The sequence below is a fragment of the Faecalicatena fissicatena genome (assembly GCF_016900595.1).
GTDB classification, from domain to species: Bacteria; Bacillota; Clostridia; order Lachnospirales; family Lachnospiraceae; genus Claveliimonas; species Claveliimonas intestinigallinarum.
Genome location: NZ_JACLYY010000004.1, coordinates 75,901 through 95,964 on the forward strand (window position 1 = coordinate 75,901; position 20,064 = coordinate 95,964).

14 protein-coding genes are annotated in these 20,064 nt (G+C 57.0%); 12 read left to right on the forward strand and 2 right to left on the reverse strand.

Features of this window, described 5'->3' with window-relative positions:
• The first annotated feature begins 56 nt into the window (after positions 1-56).
• From pepT to H7U36_RS05400, 4 genes are read left to right on the forward strand one after another with little or no spacing between them, the layout of a single operon-like run.
• Positions 57-1,283 carry a peptidase T gene (gene pepT, locus H7U36_RS05385; protein ID WP_191428117.1) on the forward strand — a complete coding sequence of 409 codons (1,227 nt, stop codon included), beginning with the start codon at positions 57-59 and terminating at the stop codon, positions 1,281-1,283.
• A 2-nt stretch (positions 1,284-1,285) separates the two neighbouring features.
• Positions 1,286-2,599 carry a M18 family aminopeptidase gene (locus H7U36_RS05390; protein WP_191428104.1) on the forward strand — a complete coding sequence of 438 codons (1,314 nt, stop codon included), beginning with the start codon at positions 1,286-1,288 and terminating at the stop codon, positions 2,597-2,599.
• 28 nt (positions 2,600-2,627) lie between these two features.
• On the forward strand, positions 2,628-3,488 hold the full coding sequence (locus H7U36_RS05395; RefSeq protein WP_087172784.1) for a YitT family protein: 861 nt from the start codon (positions 2,628-2,630) through the stop codon (positions 3,486-3,488).
• Positions 3,489-3,506: 18 nt separating this feature from the next.
• Complete coding sequence (locus H7U36_RS05400; protein ID WP_191428103.1) at positions 3,507-4,517, forward strand: asparaginase; 1,011 nt, start codon at positions 3,507-3,509, stop codon at positions 4,515-4,517.
• An 89-nt stretch (positions 4,518-4,606) separates the two neighbouring features.
• On the opposite strand, the gene H7U36_RS05405 is transcribed toward H7U36_RS05400, so the two are convergent.
• On the reverse strand, positions 4,607-8,332 hold the full coding sequence (locus H7U36_RS05405; RefSeq protein WP_243426700.1) for a choice-of-anchor I family protein: 3,726 nt from the start codon (positions 8,330-8,332) through the stop codon (positions 4,607-4,609).
• Between the two features lie 274 nt (positions 8,333-8,606).
• Here H7U36_RS05405 and H7U36_RS05410 point away from each other — a divergent pair, with 274 nt between their 5' ends.
• From H7U36_RS05410 to H7U36_RS05425, 4 genes are read left to right on the forward strand one after another with little or no spacing between them, the layout of a single operon-like run.
• Positions 8,607-10,232, forward strand: a complete 1,626-nt coding sequence (locus tag H7U36_RS05410) for a VWA domain-containing protein (protein ID WP_205155778.1) — start codon at positions 8,607-8,609, stop codon at positions 10,230-10,232.
• Between the two features lie 4 nt (positions 10,233-10,236).
• The gene (locus H7U36_RS05415) at positions 10,237-10,923 is read left to right on the forward strand and encodes a 5-bromo-4-chloroindolyl phosphate hydrolysis family protein (RefSeq protein ID WP_033124441.1); all 687 of its coding nucleotides are present in this window, start codon (positions 10,237-10,239) and stop codon (positions 10,921-10,923) included.
• A 3-nt stretch (positions 10,924-10,926) separates the two neighbouring features.
• Positions 10,927-12,015: a substrate-binding domain-containing protein gene (locus H7U36_RS05420; protein WP_205155779.1), complete on the forward strand. Its 1,089-nt coding sequence runs from the start codon at positions 10,927-10,929 to the stop codon at positions 12,013-12,015.
• Positions 12,016-12,051: 36 nt separating this feature from the next.
• Positions 12,052-13,179, forward strand: a complete 1,128-nt coding sequence (locus tag H7U36_RS05425) for a toxic anion resistance protein (RefSeq protein WP_205155780.1) — start codon at positions 12,052-12,054, stop codon at positions 13,177-13,179.
• A gap of 64 nt (positions 13,180-13,243) precedes the next feature.
• Here the strand turns inward: H7U36_RS05425 and H7U36_RS05430 are convergent, their stop codons facing one another.
• On the reverse strand, positions 13,244-14,254 hold the full coding sequence (locus H7U36_RS05430; RefSeq protein ID WP_191428098.1) for a LacI family DNA-binding transcriptional regulator: 1,011 nt from the start codon (positions 14,252-14,254) through the stop codon (positions 13,244-13,246).
• A gap of 286 nt (positions 14,255-14,540) precedes the next feature.
• On the opposite strand from H7U36_RS05430, the gene H7U36_RS05435 reads away from it, so the two are divergent.
• From H7U36_RS05435 to pulA, 4 genes are read left to right on the forward strand one after another with little or no spacing between them, the layout of a single operon-like run.
• Entirely contained in the window at positions 14,541-15,773 is a 1,233-nt protein-coding gene (locus H7U36_RS05435; protein WP_408610351.1) for an extracellular solute-binding protein, read from the forward strand.
• A gap of 23 nt (positions 15,774-15,796) precedes the next feature.
• The gene (locus H7U36_RS05440; protein ID WP_191493970.1) at positions 15,797-17,176 is read left to right on the forward strand and encodes a carbohydrate ABC transporter permease; all 1,380 of its coding nucleotides are present in this window, start codon (positions 15,797-15,799) and stop codon (positions 17,174-17,176) included.
• Positions 17,177-17,179: 3 nt separating this feature from the next.
• Complete coding sequence (locus tag H7U36_RS05445) at positions 17,180-18,052, forward strand: sugar ABC transporter permease (protein ID WP_191493971.1); 873 nt, start codon at positions 17,180-17,182, stop codon at positions 18,050-18,052.
• Positions 18,053-18,106: 54 nt separating this feature from the next.
• Positions 18,107-20,062, forward strand: a complete 1,956-nt coding sequence (pulA, locus tag H7U36_RS05450) for a type I pullulanase (protein ID WP_191493972.1) — start codon at positions 18,107-18,109, stop codon at positions 20,060-20,062.
• The last annotated feature ends 2 nt before the right edge of the window (positions 20,063-20,064 follow it).

Here is a 20,064-nt window from a genome sequence, read left to right on the forward strand (position 1 = left end):
CAGGGACCCGCAGAGATGCAGGTTCCTGGCATTTCAAGAATAGGAGGTAAAAAATGATGAAGGCTTATGAGAGATTTTTAAAGTATGTGAGCGTCTGGACGACAAGCGACGAGACGAGCGAGACTGTGCCGTCCACCAAGAGACAGTTTGACCTGGGCAGGCTCCTTGCGCAGGAGCTGAAGGACATGGGAGTTGAGAAGGTGGAACTCAACGATATGTGTTACCTCTATGCGGAGATCCCGGCCACTCCGGGCTGTGAGGAGAAGCCGGCCATCGGCCTTGTCGCCCACATGGACACGGCGATGGACTTTCCGGGGTATGACATCCATCCCCAGATCATTGAGAACTATGACGGTGAGGATGTGAAGCTGGGCGAGAGCGGAAGAGTGCTCTCCGTCAAAGAGTTCCCCCACCTGAAGGACATGAAGGGGCGCACCCTCATCACGACAGACGGTACAACGCTCCTGGGGGCGGACGACAAGGCCGGCATCGCCGAGATACTGACCGTTGTGGACGAGATCCTGAAGGAAGGCATGCCCCACGGGAAGATCTGCATCGGCTTTACCCCGGACGAGGAGATCGCGCGGGGTGCGAAGAACTTTGACGTGGAGCGCTTTGGCGCGGACTATGCCTACACCCTGGACGGGGATATCGAGGGCGAGATCCAGTTCGAGAACTTCAACGCCTCTACAGCCTGCTTTAGGATCCACGGTGTGAACGTGCATACGGGCAGCGCCAAGGGCATCCTGGTGAACTCCCAGCTCATCGGCATGGAGATCCAGTCCATGCTGCCGGACGAGCGGCCGGAGACGACGGAAGGGTACGAGGGCTTCTTCCACCTGATGGCCTTTAACGGCAATACAGAGAAGACCCAGATGCGCTATTTTGTCCGGGACCACAGCAAGGAGAAATTTGCGGAGAGGCACGAGACGCTGCGCCGTATCCAGAAGGCTATGAACGACAAGTACGGTGAGGGTACCGTGGAGCTTGAGATCGCAGAGTCCTACTACAACATGCGGGAGAAGATAGAGCCCTGCATGCATCTTGTGGAGACTGCGAAGAAGGCTATCACAGACGCGGGGCTGACGCCGGATGTATCTCCGGTGCGTGGCGGCACGGACGGGGCAAGGCTCAGCTTCAAGGGCCTGCCCTGCCCCAATCTTGGGACAGGCGGTTCCGCTTTCCACGGCCCCTACGAGCACATTACCGTGGAGGGCATGGATCTTGTCGTCGGCATCGTGAAGGATATCCTGAAGAGCTATGCTGTGTATGAGGAGAGATAGAGATGGAATGTTATGAGGAGGATGTAAGAGGGCTGGTCCGCTTCCTGGCGGACAGCCCCACTGCCTTCCACGCAGTGGAGGGCTTTGCCCGGTTGCTGGAGGAGAGCGGGTACCGGGAGCTCCCGGAGCGGGAGCACTGGGATATCCGGCCGGGCGGAAACTACTATACGGTGCGGAATGGATCCAGCATCGCCGCCTTCCAGGTTGGCTCCACACTGGGGGATTATAGTTTTAAAGTGGCGGCGTCCCACAGCGACTCTCCCACCTTCAAGCTGAAGGAGAAAGCGGAGCTGGAGGTGCGGGGCCATTACACGCAGCTCAACACAGAAGGATACGGCAGCATCCTTTGCTCCACCTGGATGGACCGGCCCCTCTCTGTGGCGGGCAGGGCCATTGTCAGGGAGGACGGCGGATTCAGGGAGCGGCTGGTCCGGATCGACAGGGATATGGTGCTGATTCCCAGTGTGGCGATCCACATGGACCGGAATGTGAATGAGAAGAGCGCCTTCAACAAGCAGGTGGATATGCTCCCCCTGTTTGCGGGAGGCGCGGATGATGTGCAGGGAGCTGTGAGGAGGATTGCGGCGGAGGAGCTTGGGGTCAGGGAGGAGGAGATTTTTGGCATGGATCTCTATCTCTACAACCGCATGCAGCCATCCGTCTGGGGAAAGGATGGGGAGTTCTTGTCAGCACCGCGCCTGGACGACCTGCAGTGCGCCTACACCTCCTTCGCCGGCTTCCTGAGAGGTGCCGACGACAGGGCTGTGAATGTCTTCGCCTGCTTTGACAACGAGGAAGTAGGATCCAACACAAAGCAGGGGGCCGGCTCCACCTTCCTTAAGGACGTTCTGGAGAGGATCAACGAAGGACTTGGAAAGACGCGGGAGGAACTGCGCCGCGCGCTGGCCTCCAGCTTCCTGGTCAGCTGCGACAACGCCCACGCTGTACACCCGAATCATCCGGAGAAGACAGATCAGAGCAACTGCGTCTACATGAACGAGGGGATCGTTATCAAGTCCCACGCGGGACAGCAGTATACCAGCGATGCCTTCAGTATTGCCGTGTGGAGAGGCGTCTGTGAAAGGGCGGGCGTGCCGGTCCAGTTTTTTGCCAATCGATCCGATATGCGGGGCGGCAGTACCCTGGGCAATATCGCCATGTCCCAGGTGTCTATGAACGCCGTGGACATCGGACTTGCGCAGCTTGCCATGCACTCGTCCTACGAGACAGCGGGCGTGCGGGACAGCGAATATATGATCCGGGCCGTCAAGGCATTCTTCGACAGCGGGATCTGTGAATACACCCTCGGCCGATAGGGACAAAAGGAGAGGCTTCTAAAGAGTTATGAAATTTGAACCACAAAAGGATATAAAGAGGATCATTGTCATAGTCATTGCGTCTTTTCTCATGGCGCTGAACATCAAGACCTTCGTGCGCACGGGAGGACTCTTCCCGGGCGGGGCTACGGGACTGACCCTGTTGTTCCAGCGGGCGGGTGAGATGTTCTTCCGCGTGGAGATCCCGTACACAGTGCTGAACGTGGCTATCAACGCTGTGCCGGTGTACATCGGGTTCCGGTTCATAGGGAAGAAGTTCACCCTGTTTTCCGGCCTCTCCATTGTGCTGACCAGCGTGCTGACTGATATCCTCCCGGGGTATGCGCTCACCTCTGACACGCTTCTCATCTCCGTGTTCGGCGGCATGATCAACGGCCTTGTCATCAGCATGTGCCTGGCGGCCAACGCCACCACGGGAGGGACGGACTTTATCGCTATCTATCTGTCTGAGAAGAAGGGGGTGGACTCCTTCAATATCGTGCTGGGGATCAACGCAGTGATCCTTGTGTCGGCGGGCGTCCTGTTCGGCTGGGACAAGGCGCTGTACTCCATTATCTTCCAGTATGCGTCCACACAGGTGCTGCACATCCTCTATAAGAAATACCAGCAGCAGACCCTGCTGGTCGTCACGAACCATGCGAAGAATGTGTACGAAGCGATATCCCGGACAAGCAACCACGGGGCCACGGTCCTGGAGGGGGAGGGGTCATACGAGCACCGGGAGAGGAAGGTGGTCTACTCCGTGGTATCCAGCGCAGAGCAAAAAGACGTGGTGCGGGCTATCCGGGAGGCAGACCCCCATGCCTTCACCAATGTGCTGCGGACGGAGCAGGTGTCCGGGCGGTTTTACTTTAAACCCAACGAGTAACAGACAGGAGCCATATCGATGAAAAAGATCCTGATGATCGGAACCGGAGGGACCATCGCCTCCACTCATACAGAGCAGGGCCTGCGCCCGGGGCTGGGGACGGAAGATATCCTCCGCTATATACCGGCGGTGCGGGACATCTGCCAGGTGGAGGCCATCCAGGTGTGCAGCCTGGACAGCACCAACGTGACGCCGGAGCACTGGAAGCTGCTGGCGCGCACCGTGGAGGAAAACTATGAGAGGTTTGACGGATTTGTGATCTGCCACGGCACCGACACCCTGGCCTACACGGCGGCGGCTCTCTCGTACATGATACGCAACTCGGAGAAGCCCATCGTCATCACCGGGGCCCAGAAGCCCATCTGCATGGATGTGACGGACGCCAGGACCAACCTGCTGGACAGCTTCATCTATGCGGCGGACGATGGTTCCCGGAATGTGAGCATCGTCTTCGACGGGAAGGTCATCGCCGGTACACGGGCCAAGAAGGAAAGGGCCAAGAGCTATGACGCCTTCTCCAGTATCAACTTCCCCTACCTGGCGGTGATCCAGGACGGTCTTCTGGTGCGCTACATCAGGGAGGAGCCCTGCGCCGGCGTGCCGGAGTTCTTCTATGACCTGAAGGACAGCGTCTGTGTGCTGAAGCTGGTCCCGGGGCTGCGGGGAGACATCCTGCCCTGGCTGTTCGAGCACTATGACTGCGTCGTCATCGAGAGCTTCGGCGTAGGCGGCATCCCCCAGACCCTCCTGCCTGTCTTCTACGAGGAGATGGAGAAGTGGAAGGACAGGGGCAAGTACGTGGTCATGGCTACCCAGGTGGCCAAGGAGGGAAGCAACATGACGGTCTACGAGGTTGGGAAACAGGTCAAGCAGGATTTTGAGCTCCTGGAGGCCTACGACATGACCCTGGAAGCGGTGATCACCAAGATGATGTGGCTGATGGGGCGGGGCGTGCCCGGCTATGCGCGGGTGAAGCGGGAGTTCTACACCGAGATCAACCACGATGTGCTGTTCACAAAGAGAAAATAGTGAAAAAGCGTGGGCTGGCACGGGTTTCTATCCGTGCCAGCCCACGCTTTGACTTTGTCTGTTCTGTCCTCCGGGAGGGCGTTTGCTTTTTACTGTGCTTTTCTGCGGCGGATCACGATGACAGCAGTGGCAGAACCTGCCGCTGCCAGTGCCAGCAGCAGATAAAGTGTGTAATTGCTGCTGTCTCCGGTCCTTGCCGCTTTCTTTCCGGAAGTGTTCTGCCCGCCTGCCTGGCTATCGGCTGTGCCGGGCTTTTGATCCTCGCCGCCTGTTCCTGGCTTCTGCCCGTCATCAGGGTTCTCATCCTCGCCGTCTCCGGGCTTTTGCCCGTCATCCGGGTTTCCTGTGCCGGGATCATAGGCTGTGTTGGCGGCAGCGCTGTAGACGGCGACTGTGCCGGACACCTCGCATGCAGCCACCAGATAAGCGTTTCCGTCCCAGCTCTCGCCTGCCGGGATGAAGCACAGCCCCTCCGGCGAGTTGTCGCCTGCGATATCCTCGCTGTAGTCTCTGGAATTGATGTAGTTTGCAAAGCTGATGTGTGCCGGGTCTGTGATGTCGTAGACCATCACGCCGCCGACTCTCTCAAGTCCCACGAACGCATAGGTTTTCTCTCCGACAGTCCCGAGTGTCACGCTCTCGGACTCGGGTCCCTTCTTTCCGGAGCGGTCATCGATCGACTTATCGTCGTTGGAGCAGTTGAAGTTCTCCGGCACATAGACCGCTGTCTTTGCCTCGAAGTCGCTACCGCTGTCAAACACCTCGGTCAGGCCGTTTCCGTCCGCTTTGTATACCGTGAAGGAGCGCCCGCCGAAGAGGTAGTCCAGGTTCGCATCCAGCCCGTCGTAATCGCTGCTGTCGAAGAATACCACTTTCCCTGTCAGTCCGCTGTTGTCCGCCGTGATCTTTCCTGTCGGGGAGGTCTCGCCATCCTTGAAGTTTCTCTCCACTTCGTTGAGATAGTCGCCCCACTCTCTGGAGTCCCCCTCGTTTGCCGTTACAACATAGTCTGTGCCGCCCACAGAGTAGAGCGCGATGCTGTCCGGCATGCGGATGCCGCGCAGGGAGTCGTAGGTTTTTGGATCATAAGCCTCATCCTTTTTGTCAATATCGACCGGTACAGTGCTGTAGTCTTCATAGCCTGCGGAGTAGATGCCTGTCACTTTAAGGCTGTTCAGGTCGATGGCCGCGATGGCGTTGGCCTCCTGCAGCGTCACGTATGCCGTGCTATTTCCCGCTGCGATATATTCCGGCTCCAGGTCTTTGGACGGAACAGCTCCCTTTTTCAGAACGATCCCCGCATCTGTGAGAGCCTGTCTTGCCTCCGCACTGTCATATGCCTCGAAGCCGACATTCACTGCCTTGCCGTCTGCAAGAGAGATCACCGTCACGGTTCCCGCCGGGTCGGTCGCTCCTTCTGCGTATCCCTCTCTTGGTTCGCCTTCGTTCGCCGTCAGGATCCGGCTGTCGTCCGGCGTGAATGTCACCATATCCGGCTGCGCGCCTGTCTCATAGGCTTTTTCAAATGTAAGGGTTCCGTCCTCATTGCAGGTGAAGAGCGCCACGCGGCCGCTGTCCGCATATCCTTCGGCCTGGATAGCCGCTGCAAGTTTCGTGCCGTCCGCTGAGACCACCACGGAGGTCATGTCGCCGTATGTAAAGCCCTCGCACTCCGCTTCGATCATGGATTTCACATCGATATCATTGCCATCCAGCAGATCCACGGTCTCGCCCGCTGCCAGCGTCTTCATGGGGATGGCGGTCAGGTTGCCGGTCTGTCCGTTGATGGCGTAGGCCCATCCGGTTGCCGTATTGTAGTCCACGATCTCCATGACACCGCCGTCTGCGTTTGTCATGCCCGCATCGTAGCGGCCTTCCTGTGTCAGGTTCAGGGATGCGGAAGTCTTTCCGTTCTCGGCGCCTGCCGTTTTTGCTCCGCCGTCTGCGTTCTTCGTCACGCTGAAGGAGTCGATGAGCTCGCTGTCCGGAGAGGCGCTGTCTCCGGCAAGATTGTATACATGGACGGAAATCTCATTCCCTGTCACATCGAATACAGCGTAGCTGGGGCTGTACTCCTGGTTCCACTCCTGGTTGCCGATGGGGAGCTTGCCCTTCAGATATTCCTGGGAACCTGTCGTTCCGTCCGCAAGGACCGGATAGTCCGCATTGTTCGCTTTGTCGACGGAAGCGAAGGGAGTGTAGTACTGCATGTCGGAGCAGCAGTTGCCGGTCAGGTAGATGGTGCCGTCCGGATCGTGATAGCTGTCCAGGCGCTCCGCATTCCGCTGGCCGTCCTTGAGCACGTAGCTTCTGGAGTAGACGTGGTCGTGTCCGCCCAGGACAAAATCTACGTCAAACTCGTCCATCACCTTCTCGAAGCCCGCGTCCACGTAGTTCTCAATGTCAGAGTCCGCCGCATGCTTGGCCACGGTCTGGGTGGATTTGTGGTGGGTCACGATCAGCCACTGATACTGGCCCGCGTATTCGCTGACGGCTGCGTTCATGGTGGTGCGGAAGTTGTCCACCATGGCCTTAGCCTCGGAGTTATCTTTGGCTGCGCTGGGCACACTGGCGTTTCCTGCATTCTCCTCATCGTTCCCTCCCGGATAAGCGCCTGTGTTCAGGGTGACGAAGAGCACATTGTCATAGAGATAATAGTAGTTGCCCTTTGTCTCCATCTCCCGGCGCTCCGCAAAGTCATACTGCCCCTCTGCATTTGGGGTTACGCCGTTGGACCCGGAGCCGTTTGCGATCTCATCCGCTGTCGCCTGGATATAGTTGCCGTGGCTCTGGCTTGTGCCGTTGTTCTGTCCCCGGAAGGTGGTCTTTACCTGGGTGAGCGCGCCGTTCTCATCCACGCCTTCCACAGACATCTCGTTGGGCAGGTTGAAGTGGTCCTCGAACATGTAGTGGCGGTCGTGGTTGCCCACTGCCGGCGCATAAGCGATGGATGACATCTCCTCCGGGGCGAAGAAGGCGGCGTACTCGCTGGATTTGCCCCAGCTCTGATCCTCCACCTGGTCCCCGGCGGATACTACAAGGCTGACGCCCTCTGACGCCAGTTTCTCCATCATGGTCGCCCAGCCGGTCTGGTTTGTGCCATCCGAAGAGTTCCAGCCCTGATCATCATGAGACTGGTCTTCTTTGATCTGCGGGTCACTGGTGAAGCCGAATTTGAAGCTGTCGGCCGCCGGTGTAGTGTAGGTGTGTGTCTCAGACCAGGTCTGACCATTGTCATACGAGATCTGATACGTATATTCCGTGCCTGCGGACAGCCCTGTGACCGTAGCCTCACAGACCATCTTTCCGGTGTCGGTGTACTTGCCTGTATCCAGCTTTGTGGGCGCTGTAAGCTCGCGAACAGTGGCTTCAACAGTTTTATCACCGAATTTTACCTGTGCCTTTTCTGTCCCATCCGGCGCGTACCAGTTCAGGTTCACGGAAGTGCTGGTCTCCCCCGGCTGGAGCGTCAGGTATTCTACCGTGTTGCCGCTATTTGCGGCCGGTGTCTGGAGTGTATTTGCGTCTGTGGCTGGAGAGGCTGTAGTCTCCTGTGTACGTTCTGTTCTTTCTTCAGGAACGGTCTCGTCTGCTTCGGATGTTTCCGCATCCATGCCTTCGGTTTCCGCCGCGTCCTGTGCGGTGCTGCCGTTTTCCGCTGCCTCCGCATCTGTCTTGGCGGTCCCCGCGTCCGGGGTGACGGTCTCGTCTGCCTGGACATTGTCCTCGGCCAGGACGGATACCGGAGCGCCCTGCGCGCAGAGCATGGCGGCTGCCAGCGTGATGGCGGCGCCTTTGTGCCATTTTCTTCTCATAGGATTCTTTCCTCCTTTTTCGGATACAAAATTTCCAGAGTTACTATACAGGACGAATATTAAGTCGGGATGAGAGTTTGCGAAAAAATGCGTAAACTCCAGGTAAATCCATGCGCGGATGTAGAAATCCTACATGAGGAGCCGCGCTCTTAACAGGGAATTTACGTAGATTTTACCCGGAGTTGATAGAGCAAATGCGCAAAATGAAGGAAAATAGAGACAGAAGGATCAAACAGCGGCATGTGCCGCGCAGGTCGAAGAAAGGAATTGTCTTATGAGGAAAAGAAAATTTGGAACAGCTCTGACCTTATTCCTGGCTTTTGCTCTCCTGCTCACAGGATGCGCGGGCTCGCCGGGTGAGGCGAAGACGGAAGAGAAGGAGCGGGATGCGTCCGCTGAGATCATGAAGGCGGACGGGACGATCCGCATCCTGTCCGGATCGGAGAACGAGGAGCTGGAGGCGGTGATAGACGAGTGCAGCCAGGCAACTGGCGTGGAGATCGAGATGGACTACAAGGGCTCTGTAGATATCATGCGGGCTCTGGAGAACGGCGCAGAAGAGTATGACGCCGTCTGGCCGGCCAGCAGTATCTGGCTGTCCATGGGGGATGTGGACCACCTGGTGAAGCACAGTCAGTCCATCTCCATGACGCCGGTGGTCTTCGGCATCCGGGATAGCCTGGCGGAGGAGCTGGGATTTAAGGGGAAAGACGTCTCTGTGAAAGACATCCTGGCCGCCATACAGGGTGGAAAGATGAGCTTCTGTATGACGAGCGCCACCCAGTCCAACTCCGGGGCCAGCGCCTACATAGGTTTCCTGTACGCGCTTCTGGGCAAGCAGGAGGGCATGACGGCGGAAGACCTTCAGGGGGAGCAGCTACGGGCTGACATCACGGAACTTCTTGGCGGCGTGGAGCGCAGCTCCGGCAGCTCCGACTGGCTGAAGGACCTGTTCCTCAAGGAGGACTACGACGCCATGGTCAACTACGAGTGCCTGATCATTGACGCCAACCGGCAGTTGGAGAGCGAGGGAAAAGAGCCGCTCTATATCGTCTACCCCTACGACGGCCTGTCCATCGCGGACTCGCCCCTCGGGTATGTGGATCACGGGGACAGCCAGAAGGAGGAGGCGTTCCAGGCTGTGCAGCAGTATCTGCTGTCGAAGGAGGCCCAGAGTGAGATCGAGGCGACCGGCCGGCGCATCAGCGCGAACGGCGTCTCGGATGAGAATAAGGATGTTTTTAACGAAGAGTGGGGCGTTGACACGGAGCGGATCCTCTCGCCCATCCAGATGCCGGACGCAGACGTGCTGATGGAGGCGCTGAACCTGTACCAGACAAGCTTTAAGAAGCCCTCCCTCAACATCTACTGCCTGGATTTCTCCGGCAGCATGGAGGGGACCGGGGAGGCTCAGCTCAAAGACGCCATGTCCCAGATTCTGCTGCAGGAAAATGCCAGCAGGAATTTCCTGCAGGCGAATGCGGGGGAGGTCAACGAGGTGATCTTCTTTGACAACACGATCCTGGATATAGAGCGGGCGGCGGACGACTCCGACGAGGCTCTGGCGCAGCTCTACCAGAAGGTGGCGGACTTCCAGATCGCAGGCGGCACGGATATCTACAACGCGGCGGCGCAGGCTCTGGCTGAGGCGTCGTCCTACGACCTGGAAAAGTATACGCCTGCCATCATCCTGATGACGGACGGCGTGTCGGACTACAATTACCAGACGTTCCAGGAGGCCTGGGATACCCTGGGGATCGATGTACCGGTGTTCTCCATCACCTTCGGGACGGCGGATCCCACGCAGCTGGAGGAACTGGCAGAAGCAACGGGAGGCCGGGTCTTTGATGGGACGCAGGATCTGACAGAGGCCTTCCGCAGTGTGAAAGGATATAATTAGCAATATGAAAGATAAATGGAAAGAAATCGTAAGCATCGCTGTCTCTGCCGTCCTGGCGCTTCTGCTTTTCGCCGCACTTCTTGTGGGGCTTGGGTGGAACATGCTTCTGTGTATGGGGCTCTCCCTTGTGTCCTACGCCGGGTTCCTCCTGGTGCTGCGCCCGGTGAGGCGGATCGGGCGGATCGATATCGAGAAGCTGGGCAACGGGGAGGTACTCCATGAAAGGCTGCAGGAGGCGGGGCGCGATTACCGGCGGATGCGGGAGGCGGCGGACAGGATCCAGGCGCCGGGCCTGCGCCAGTCCGCGTCCGAACTGATCGACATTGCGGGAAACATCCTGAAATTCCTGACCGACAACCCGAGGAAGATCCCGTCCGCCAGACGCTACATCGACTACTACCAGGAGACGGCGGCCAACGTGCTGGAGAACTATGTGGAGCTCCAGGACACCAGGCTCCTCACTGACGAGTCGGAGAAGATCTTTCAGAACACAGCGGAGGCGGTCCTGACGCTCAAGGACGCCTTCCGGATGCAGTTCCAGAAACTGATGCAGAACGAACTGATGGATATGGAGGCTGACCTGAACCTGCTCAGGCAGACGCTCCGCTCGGAGGGGTACGAGGTGCGGCAGGAGGAGGGCCGTGATAAGGGAAGGGACGGCCAGGGAAACGAAAAGGAGACAGGAGTGTAGTACATGAGGAAGAAGATCATAGGACTTGTTTTGCTGATCTGCGTGATGGCGGCTGTGGGAGGCATCTACCTCCTGACGGGCGGTTCGGGGGACGGCAAAGAGAAGGAAACAGGGAAGACAAAGCCAAAGACAGCGGTATCCGGCTATGTGGGGGGCGAGAAGATCGGGTTCCTGGAAGATGAGGAGGTGCTGTCCATCCTGGGAGAGAAATACGGACTGGAGGTGGACTACTCCAAGGCGGGCTCCCTCGACATGATGACAGCGGACCTGGAGGGGAGAAATTATCTCTTCCCGTCCAGCAGCATCGCACTGGAGTACTATGAGGAGCTCCACGGCAGCCCGGTCCAGAGCGAGATCCTCCTCAACACGCCCATTGTCCTCTACACCCATAAGATCGTGCTGGACGCCTTTGACAGCCAGGGGCTGATCACGAAGGACGGGGACGTAAACTATGTCGATATGGCGAAGCTGGTGGAGCTGATCCAGAATGATACGGCCTGGGCGGACATCGGCGTGCCGGAGCTGTACGGTACGGTCTCGGTGGATACCACGGATCCGGCCCGCTCCAACTCGGGCAATATGTTCGCGGCCCTTCTGGCGGATGTGCTGAACGGGGGACAGACGCTGAGCCCGGAGAAGGTGGACGAGATCCTGCCCCAGCTCCAGGCGATCTTCGGAAAGCTTGGCTACATGGAGACGTCCTCCTCGGACCTGTTTGACCAGTTCCTGCGGATGGGCGTGGGAGCCACCCCCATCGCGGCGGGGTACGAGAGCCAGATCATCGAGTACGCCATGCTGCACCCGGACGAGTACGAGGCGGTCCGGGACGACATCGTCGTGCTCTACCCGGCTCCTACCGTGTGGTCCGCCCATGTGCTGATCGCTCTGGACGATGCGGGGAAGACCCTGATCCGGGGACTGCAGGATGAAGAGGTGCAGAAGCTGGCGTGGGAAAAGCACGGTTTCCGCACGGGAAACTATGAGATATCGGACAAGGAGCTCGGCGTGCCGGGCATCGCTGACAATATCACTCAGGTGGCGCAGGTGCCCTCCTACGATGTGATGCGCCGGATCATAGACGGGCTCCGGTAAAGGGCCTGCGAAAATAACAGAAAGGAAAGAATGGCTATGGCAGAGATAACCCTGGATATGTTGAGAAAGCAGAGAGGACAGGCGGAGGATGCACCGGCGGAGGAGACGCCGGCCGCCCTGAAGGAGCAGATCACTTCGCTCACGCCGGAGGAGAGGCGCAAGGTGGAGGAGCTGAAGGAGCAGATCGACTTGACGGACTCCCAGATGCTGATGCAGTACGGCGCCGGGGCGAAGCAGAACATCGCGGATTTCTCCGAGAATATCCTGAATAACGTCCGCGCAAAGGACACAGGATATGTGGGAGAGCTGATGACCGGGCTTATCGCCAATGTGGAGGGACTGGACTTTGACTCCCTGGAGAAAGAGGGCGGGATCATGGGCCTTTTTAAGAAGGCGGAGTCCAAAGTGAAGAAATTCCTCATGCAGTACGAGAAGCTGGAAGTCCAGGTGGACAGGATCGAGGGCAAACTGGAGGAGGCCCGGATGGAGATGCTCAAAGACATTGGCATGCTGGACGCCATGTATGAGAAAAACCTGTCCTACTTCCGGCAGCTTCAGCTCTACATTGCGGCCGGAGAGGAGAAGCTGCAGGAGCTGCGGGAACAGACGCTCCCCTCCCTGCGGGCCGAGGCCGAGAGGAGCGGCGATCCCATGAACGCCCAGATCGTCCGGGACTTTGAGGACACGGTGAACCAGTTTGAGAAGAAGATCCACGATCTGAAGACGAGCCGTACCATCGCCATCCAGACGGCTCCCCAGCTCCGGCTCGTGCAGAACAATGACAAGCTTCTGGCTGACAAGATCCAGACGGCGATCCAGGAGACTATCCCTTTGTGGAAGAGCCAGATGGTCATGGCGCTGGGGCTGTACCGGCAGCAGGAGGCCCTGAAGCTGCAGCGGAATATCACGGACACGACGAACCAGCTCCTTTTGCAGAACTCGGAGAAGCTCAGGCAGAATACCCTGGACGTGGCGAGGGAGTCGGAGCGGAGCATCGTGGATATCGCGACGCTGAAGAAGGCGAACGAGAACCTGATCAGCACCATGAGCGAGGCGGTCCGCATCCAGCAGGAGGGCCGCAGGAAACGGCAGGAGGCGGAGGCCGAGCTGGAGAAGCTGGAGCGCGACATACGGGCTTCGCTTCTTGGAACATCCCGGAGCTGATGTAAGAGAAGACACTCTGAAAAATAGTGAAAAATAGTGTAATCATAATGAAAAAAGGCGGATCCTACTCGGCGGGATTCGTCTTTTTTCTGGCTGTGTCTGTTGAGCTCCTCACCACCAGGCGGGCGTGGAGCAGCAGAGTGCCGATAGCCACATGGTTCATCAGGCTCTCCAGGGCGTAGTAGCCGCTTTTCCCAAGCTGTACCCGCTCCTGGCGCACGGTGGTGAGGGGCGGGGAGGTGTAGGCACAGATGGGAAGGTCGTCAAAGCCGATGATGCTCACATCGGCGGGAACCTTAAGGCCCATCTGCTGGCACTGCACAAGAGCCGCGTTGGCGATCTGATCGTGGCTGCAGATGACGGCTGTGACGCCCATCTTCAAAAGGCGGGGTAGATGTTTCTCCATGCACTGGGAGGTGTAGTAGGAAGCCCCGGCGCAGGTGGGATCCGTCTTCAGACCGTTCTGGCGGAGGGCTGCGAAGAAGGCCTTGTGACGCACCTGCATGATGTGGGAGCCCAGAGCGTGGCTTAAGTATCCGATCTTCTTGTGTCCCAGCTTCTTCAGATGGGCCACTGCCAGCTCCATGCCCTCGTTGTTGTCAATTCCCACATAGGCGATGTGGGGATTGGCCATGACGTAGTTGTCGTAGAGGACAGTGGAGGTGTGGCTTGTGTGGAAGTCCTTCATCCAGGGATCACTTAAGGAAAATCCCAGAACAAAAGAGCCCAGGTAATCGTTCTTCAGCATGAAGGCGTCGTAGGAGGAGCTTTTCTGCAGCTTTTCTGTCACCGGGACGATATCTACTGTGTAGCCTGCCGGCTCTGCCATCTGCCGGAAGCCCAGGATGATCTCGTAGCCGAACTGGTGGGGTTCCTGGTATTCCATATTCTCTATAAGGATGCAGAGCTTCCGGACGCCGCCGGGGCGGCGCAGTTTGGAGTATCCCATCTCCACCGCTGTCTCCAGTACACTTTTTTGTAAAGTTTCGCTGATGTCGGATGCACCGTTGAGAGCTTTGGACACTGTTCCCTTGGAAATCCCCAGCCTGTCGGCAATATCCTGTATTGTAGCCATTTTTCCGGCCCCCCTCTTATGTGGAAATAGATATATTTATTATAGAGGAAAGTTTTGGGGAAATCAATGTGATATTGCGTAAAAATACAACAAGTTTCGGTAAGTTTAGAAAAGAGAGGATAAGACATATTGTGAAAATGCATAAAAATCTGGAACGCAATCTATGAAAAACATACAATTCAAAGAAAACACACAATATTTTTGTTGACGAGGTGAGCCAAACAGAGTATGCTGTTAAAAGAACGAAACAATACGAAACTTTTAAAGAAATGGAGATGAAGTGATGATGAAAAGAGGGTTGGCTCTGCTGCTCACAGCAGGGCTGCTGGCAGGACTGACCGGATGCGCCGCCTCGGGAGAGGATGCTTCCGATGGCGCGGAGAAGGTCCGGCTTATGGTATGGTCTCCGTCCAACGACCAGTCAAAGGACAGCGGAGAATGGCTTCAGACAATGTGCGAGAGGTTTGCCGATGAGCATCCTGAGTGGGACATTACATTTGTCTACGGTGTGGCCGACGAGGCCAGCGCTGCCGGGCAGGTGTCACAGGACCCGGAGGCCAGCGCGGATGTGTTCATGTTCGCCAACGACACGTTGACCACCATGACGGACGCCAATGCACTGGCGAAATTCGGCGGAAAGTACAGAGATGAGATCGAGTCAAACAACTCGGAGGAGGTTATCGCTTCCCTTACCATGGACGCCAACCTCTACGGCGTGCCTTTCACCACCAACACATGGTTCATGTACTACGACAAATCGGTATTTTCCGAGGAGGATATCAAGAACCTTGACACCATGCTGGAGAAGGGAGTAGTATCCTTCCCCTTCACAAACTCCTGGTATCTGCCGGCCTTCTATATCGGCAACGGCTGTACCCTGTTCGGGGACGGAACAGACGAGGACGCAGGGGTGGATTTTGGCGGTGAGAAAGCACAGGAAGTGACGGATTATCTGATCGATCTGGAGAGCCATCCGAATTTCCGGATCGATGCCGACGGTTCCGGTATCGCGGGGCTCCGCGACGGCAGCATCAACGCCATGTTCTCCGGCTCATGGGACGCCAACGCGGTGAAGGAAGCGCTGGGGGACAATATGGGAGTTGCCTCCCTTCCCACCTACACACTGAACGGGAAAGAAGTGCAGATGATGGCTTACGCCGGATCCAAGGCCATCGGTGTCAATCCCAACTGCGACAACATGGTGGCGGCCATCGAGCTGGCTGTGTTCCTTGGATCTGAGGAGGCGCAGCAGGCACACTACGAGATGTGCAGCGTCATCCCCTGCCACACGGAACTGCTGGAGCAGCCGGATTTTGCCGGGGACGAGCTTGTGGCTGCCCAGAACAATACATTTGAAAACACGTCCATCCTTCAGCCTTTTGTGTCTAAGATGAACAACTGCTGGACGCCTGTGGAGAACATGGGCAAGGGTATCCGAAACGGAAACATTACCCACGACAATGCAGCGGAGCAGACCGAAGAGATGAACGATGCAATGAATAGTGATGGAATTTCATAACAGAAGGCAATGAGGTGACGAGGATGGGAATTATAAAAAAGAAAGTAAATGATTTTCCGACTCCCTATACATGTACGAGAGCCATCAGAGAGGGCGGTATGGAGACAAAGCTCTCCATGGTCCTCATGGGATTTGGAAATATTATGCACGGACAGATCATAAAAGGACTGATCTATCTGGCCGTGGAAGTGGCATACATTGTGTTTATGGTGGTAAACGGGGCCGGCTTTCTGGCCATGCTCCCCTCCCTGGGTTCCGTACCCCAGAAGGAAGTGTGGGATGAGGCAAACCAGATCTACACATACACAGAGGGCGACCAGTCGGTGCTGATCCTTCTGTACGGCGTGGCTACCGTGCTCCTGACGCTGCTTATGGTCTGCGCATGGCGGGGAGCCTTGAGGAGCGCCTACAAGGCGGAGTGCCTGGCAAAAGAGGGGCGCCATGTCAACAATTTCAGAGAGGATCTGAAATCCCTGCTCCACGAGAACCTGCACAGGCTTCTCATGACGCCGCCGGTGGTATTTATCTTTGCCTTTACCGTGCTGCCGCTGATCTTTATGATCTGCATGGCGTTCACGAACTACAGCAAGATCGACAACCATCTGATGCTGTTTGACTGGGTGGGGCTTGAAAACTTCGCGGCCCTCTTTGACTCCGGCAGTATCATCGGAAGCACATTCTGGCCTGTGCTGGTATGGACTCTTGTGTGGGCATTCTTTGCCACATTCAGCAACTATATCTTCGGTATGATCGTGTCTCTTCTGATCAACCGGAAGGGGACAAGGGCCAAAGGCTTCTGGAGGTTCTGCTTTGTGCTCTCCTGTGCGGTGCCTATGTTCGTATCCCTTCTGATCATGCGGACTATGCTGCAGCCCGAGGGAGCCATCAACGTGCTGCTGAGAAATCTGGGCCTCATTGCCCAGGATGCCAGCCTTCCATTCTTCACGGATCCAACATGGGCTCGTGTGACGGTCATCGTGGTCAATATCTGGGTAGGTGTTCCCTACACCCTGCTGCAGCTTACCGGTGTGCTCCAGAATATTCCGGCGGAGCTCTACGAGGCGGCAAAGGTGGACGGAGCCAACGCGTTCCAGACTTTCACAAAGATCACGCTGCCCTACATGCTGTACGTGACGACACCGTACCTTATCGTTACATTTACAGGAAACGTCAACAACTTTAATGTCATCTACCTGCTGTCGGGAGGAGACCCGGTGACGGATCTGGCGTCCACGGCAGGAAGCACGGACCTGCTTGTAACCTGGCTGTACAAGCTGACCATTGACAAGCAGTACTACAATATCGGCGCTGTCATCGGTATCCTGACGTTCATCATCCTGGCTGTGGGAGCTCTGCTCACATACCGGAACAGCAGATCATACAAAGAAGAAGGAGGGTTCTAGAAAATGGCAGGACAGAAAATGCATTCTGCAAAGAGAAGACGTTTTATCAACAACTCCATCGTCCATGTGGTGCTGGGTGTGCTGGCTGTCATCTGGGTGTTCCCTATTATCTGGGTCATCCTCACCAGCTTCCGGGCAGAGAAGGGGTCCTACGTGTCCACCTTCTTCCCCCAGTCCTTTACGCTGGATAACTATGTGAAGCTTTTTACGGATACATCCATTCTGAACTTCCCGCAGATGTTCATGAATACGCTGATCATCGCCATCTTTTCCTGTATCCTTTCGACTTTCTATGTGCTGGCGGTTTCCTACTGCCTGTCCAGGCTGAAATTTAAGCTGAGAAAGCCGTACATGAATATGGCCATGATCCTGGGACTGTTCCCTGGCTTCATGTCCATGATCGCCGTGTACTTTATACTGAAGGCCATGGGAATGACGGAGGGCAATCTGATCCGGGTTGCGCTGATCCTTGTGTACTCCGGAGGAGCCGGCCTTTCCTTCCAGATTGCCAAAGGATTTTTCGACACCATCCCCATTGCGGTGGATGAGGCGGCGCTTCTGGACGGATGTACGAGATGGCAGATCTTCACAAAGATCACGCTGCCCCTGAGCAAGCCCATCATCATCTACACAGTACTGACATCCTTCATGGCCCCCTGGCTGGACTTCATTTTTGCGAAAGTCATCTGCCGGGCCAACTCGGACCAGTACACCATCGCCATCGGACTGTGGCAGATGCTGCAGAAGGAGTACATCGACAGCTGGTATACAAGCTTTGCCGCAGGCGCGGTGCTGATCTCCATACCGATCGCCGCTCTCTTCCTGTTCATGCAGAGATACTACGTGGACGGACTTTCCGGAGCGGTGAAAGGCTAAGAGAGCTGTGTGGCATAAAGGATAAATATAAACTACAGTATGAGGTGTGGCAGGATGAGAAAGACAGCAAGGCAGTGGAAAGACATTTATTCAACACAGGAATTTAAAGAAAAATATGTGTGTGAGGGCGCGTCTCTGGGCGCACTCATCACAAGAGAAGGAACAGCCTTCCGCCTGTGGAGCCCTTTTGCGGATCAGGTAATCCTGAACCTGTACCGGGAAGGGAGCGGGACAGAGGCTTTTGAGAGACACTCTATGGAAAAGTGCGAAAAGGGAGTGTGGGAATACCGTACGAAGCGAAATCTACACGGGATTTATTATGATTTTACTCTGCAGATGGAGGGGCGTACGGTTTTTTCTGCTGATCCCTATGCAAGGGCCTGCGGGGTCAACGGGCAGCGCAGCATGGTTGTGGACCTTGAGAAGACGGACCCGGAGGGCTGGCAGGAGGACCGGCCGCCTGCCCTGGAGCAGGAGACGGTCATCTACGAGCTCCATGTGAAGGAGTTTTCCTGGGACAGATCCGGCGGATTTCCGGAAGAGACCAGGGGGAAATACACGGCGTTTCTCCACACGGACACAACCCTGGACGGGGACGGCGTGCATCCCACCGGTATTTCCTATCTGAAGGAGCTGGGGGTGAATTACATCCAGCTGATGCCGGTCTACGATTACGGTTCTGTGGATGAGACCGGCAAGGGGGCGGATTTCAACTGGGGCTATGACCCGGTGAACTACAATGTGCCGGAGGGATCTTACTCCACAGACCCCTCCCGGGGGGAAGTGCGCATCCGGGAGCTGAAGGAGATGATCCGGTCCCTCCACGCCCAGGGCTTCCGGGTCATCATGGATGTGGTGTACAACCACACCTACTCTCTGGACTCCTGGTTCCAGCGGACCGTGCCCTGGTATTTCTACCGGGTAAACGAGGACGGCACCGCATCCAACGGCTCCGCCTGCGGCAACGATGTGGCCAGCGAGCGGGAGATGTGCGCCAAATATATTCTGGAGTCCGTCCTCTACTGGGCGCAGGAGTACCATATGGACGGGTTCCGGTTTGACCTGATGGGGCTTTTGGATGTGGATCTTATGAACCGGATCCGCGCCGCTCTGGATGATAAGTACGGGAAGGGGGAGAAAATCCTCTTCGGGGAGCCCTGGGCGGCGGACCGCACAGCCATGGAGCAGGAAAAGGAGCAGGCATTAAAGCAGAACATTCACAATCTGGACAAAAACACAGGGATGTTCTGCGACAATACAAGGGACGCCATCAAGGGATCGGCTCTGGAGCTGAAAGAACCCGGGTTTGTAAACGGAGCTCCGGGCATGGAGACGGACATCTTAAACAGCGTCCGGGCCTGGTGCGGCGGGGACGGACCCTCCGGCGCCAAGGCGCCCTCCCAGATCATCACCTACGTGTCCTCCCACGACAACCAGACGCTCTGGGACAAACTTTCCGAGACCACCACGGACGAGGAGCTGAGGAAGCGGGAGTACCGGCTGGCTGCAGGGATCTACATGACCTGCCAGGGAAGGCTTTTCCTTCTGTCCGGCGAGGAGTTTGCCCGGTCCAAGGACGGTATGGAGGACAGCTACAACGCCCCCATAGAGATCAACCGTCTGGATTGGAGAAAGGCCTGGCGGGAGCGGGAGCTTGTGGACTACTACAGGGGACTGATCGCCCTTAGGAAACGGCTGCCCGGACTGTGCGACAAGAGCCGGGAGGCCTGGAGACGCATATACGGCCAGTGGACCAGGGACGGCGTGGTAGGCTTTTTCGTGGACAACCAGCCGGACTCAGGACGCCAGAGGGCTGCCTGGGACACCGTCCAGGTGATCTACAACAGCCGGAAGGAGCGGGAGGACTGCCAGCTGCCCGCGGGAGACTGGGAAGTGCTGGCTGACGGACAGGACAGCTTCCGGTGGGAGAAGCCGGAGCCGGCCCGGGGAGAGATCGCTGTGGAGCCGGTGAGCATGGTCATACTTGGAAGAAGGGAACAGGAGAAGTAAGA

What these genes read in the sequence shown, in the direction of transcription:
- H7U36_RS05405 (WP_243426700.1), bottom strand. Translation starts at nt 8,332, where the DNA reads ATGAGAAGAAAATGGCACAAAGGCGCCGCCATCACGCTGGCAGCCGCC.
- H7U36_RS05420 (WP_205155779.1), top strand. Translation starts at nt 10,927, where the DNA reads ATGAGGAAGAAGATCATAGGACTTGTTTTGCTGATCTGCGTGATGGCG.
- H7U36_RS05390 (WP_191428104.1), top strand. Translation starts at nt 1,286, where the DNA reads ATGGAATGTTATGAGGAGGATGTAAGAGGGCTGGTCCGCTTCCTGGCG.
- H7U36_RS05430 (WP_191428098.1), bottom strand. Translation starts at nt 14,254, where the DNA reads ATGGCTACAATACAGGATATTGCCGACAGGCTGGGGATTTCCAAGGGA.
- H7U36_RS05415 (WP_033124441.1), top strand. Translation starts at nt 10,237, where the DNA reads ATGAAAGATAAATGGAAAGAAATCGTAAGCATCGCTGTCTCTGCCGTC.
- H7U36_RS05435 (WP_408610351.1), top strand. Translation starts at nt 14,541, where the DNA reads ATGAAAAGAGGGTTGGCTCTGCTGCTCACAGCAGGGCTGCTGGCAGGA.
- pulA (WP_191493972.1), top strand. Translation starts at nt 18,107, where the DNA reads ATGAGAAAGACAGCAAGGCAGTGGAAAGACATTTATTCAACACAGGAA.
- H7U36_RS05445 (WP_191493971.1), top strand. Translation starts at nt 17,180, where the DNA reads ATGGCAGGACAGAAAATGCATTCTGCAAAGAGAAGACGTTTTATCAAC.
- H7U36_RS05425 (WP_205155780.1), top strand. Translation starts at nt 12,052, where the DNA reads ATGGCAGAGATAACCCTGGATATGTTGAGAAAGCAGAGAGGACAGGCG.
- H7U36_RS05395 (WP_087172784.1), top strand. Translation starts at nt 2,628, where the DNA reads ATGAAATTTGAACCACAAAAGGATATAAAGAGGATCATTGTCATAGTC.
- H7U36_RS05440 (WP_191493970.1), top strand. Translation starts at nt 15,797, where the DNA reads ATGGGAATTATAAAAAAGAAAGTAAATGATTTTCCGACTCCCTATACA.
- H7U36_RS05410 (WP_205155778.1), top strand. Translation starts at nt 8,607, where the DNA reads ATGAGGAAAAGAAAATTTGGAACAGCTCTGACCTTATTCCTGGCTTTT.
- H7U36_RS05400 (WP_191428103.1), top strand. Translation starts at nt 3,507, where the DNA reads ATGAAAAAGATCCTGATGATCGGAACCGGAGGGACCATCGCCTCCACT.
- pepT (WP_191428117.1), top strand. Translation starts at nt 57, where the DNA reads ATGAAGGCTTATGAGAGATTTTTAAAGTATGTGAGCGTCTGGACGACA.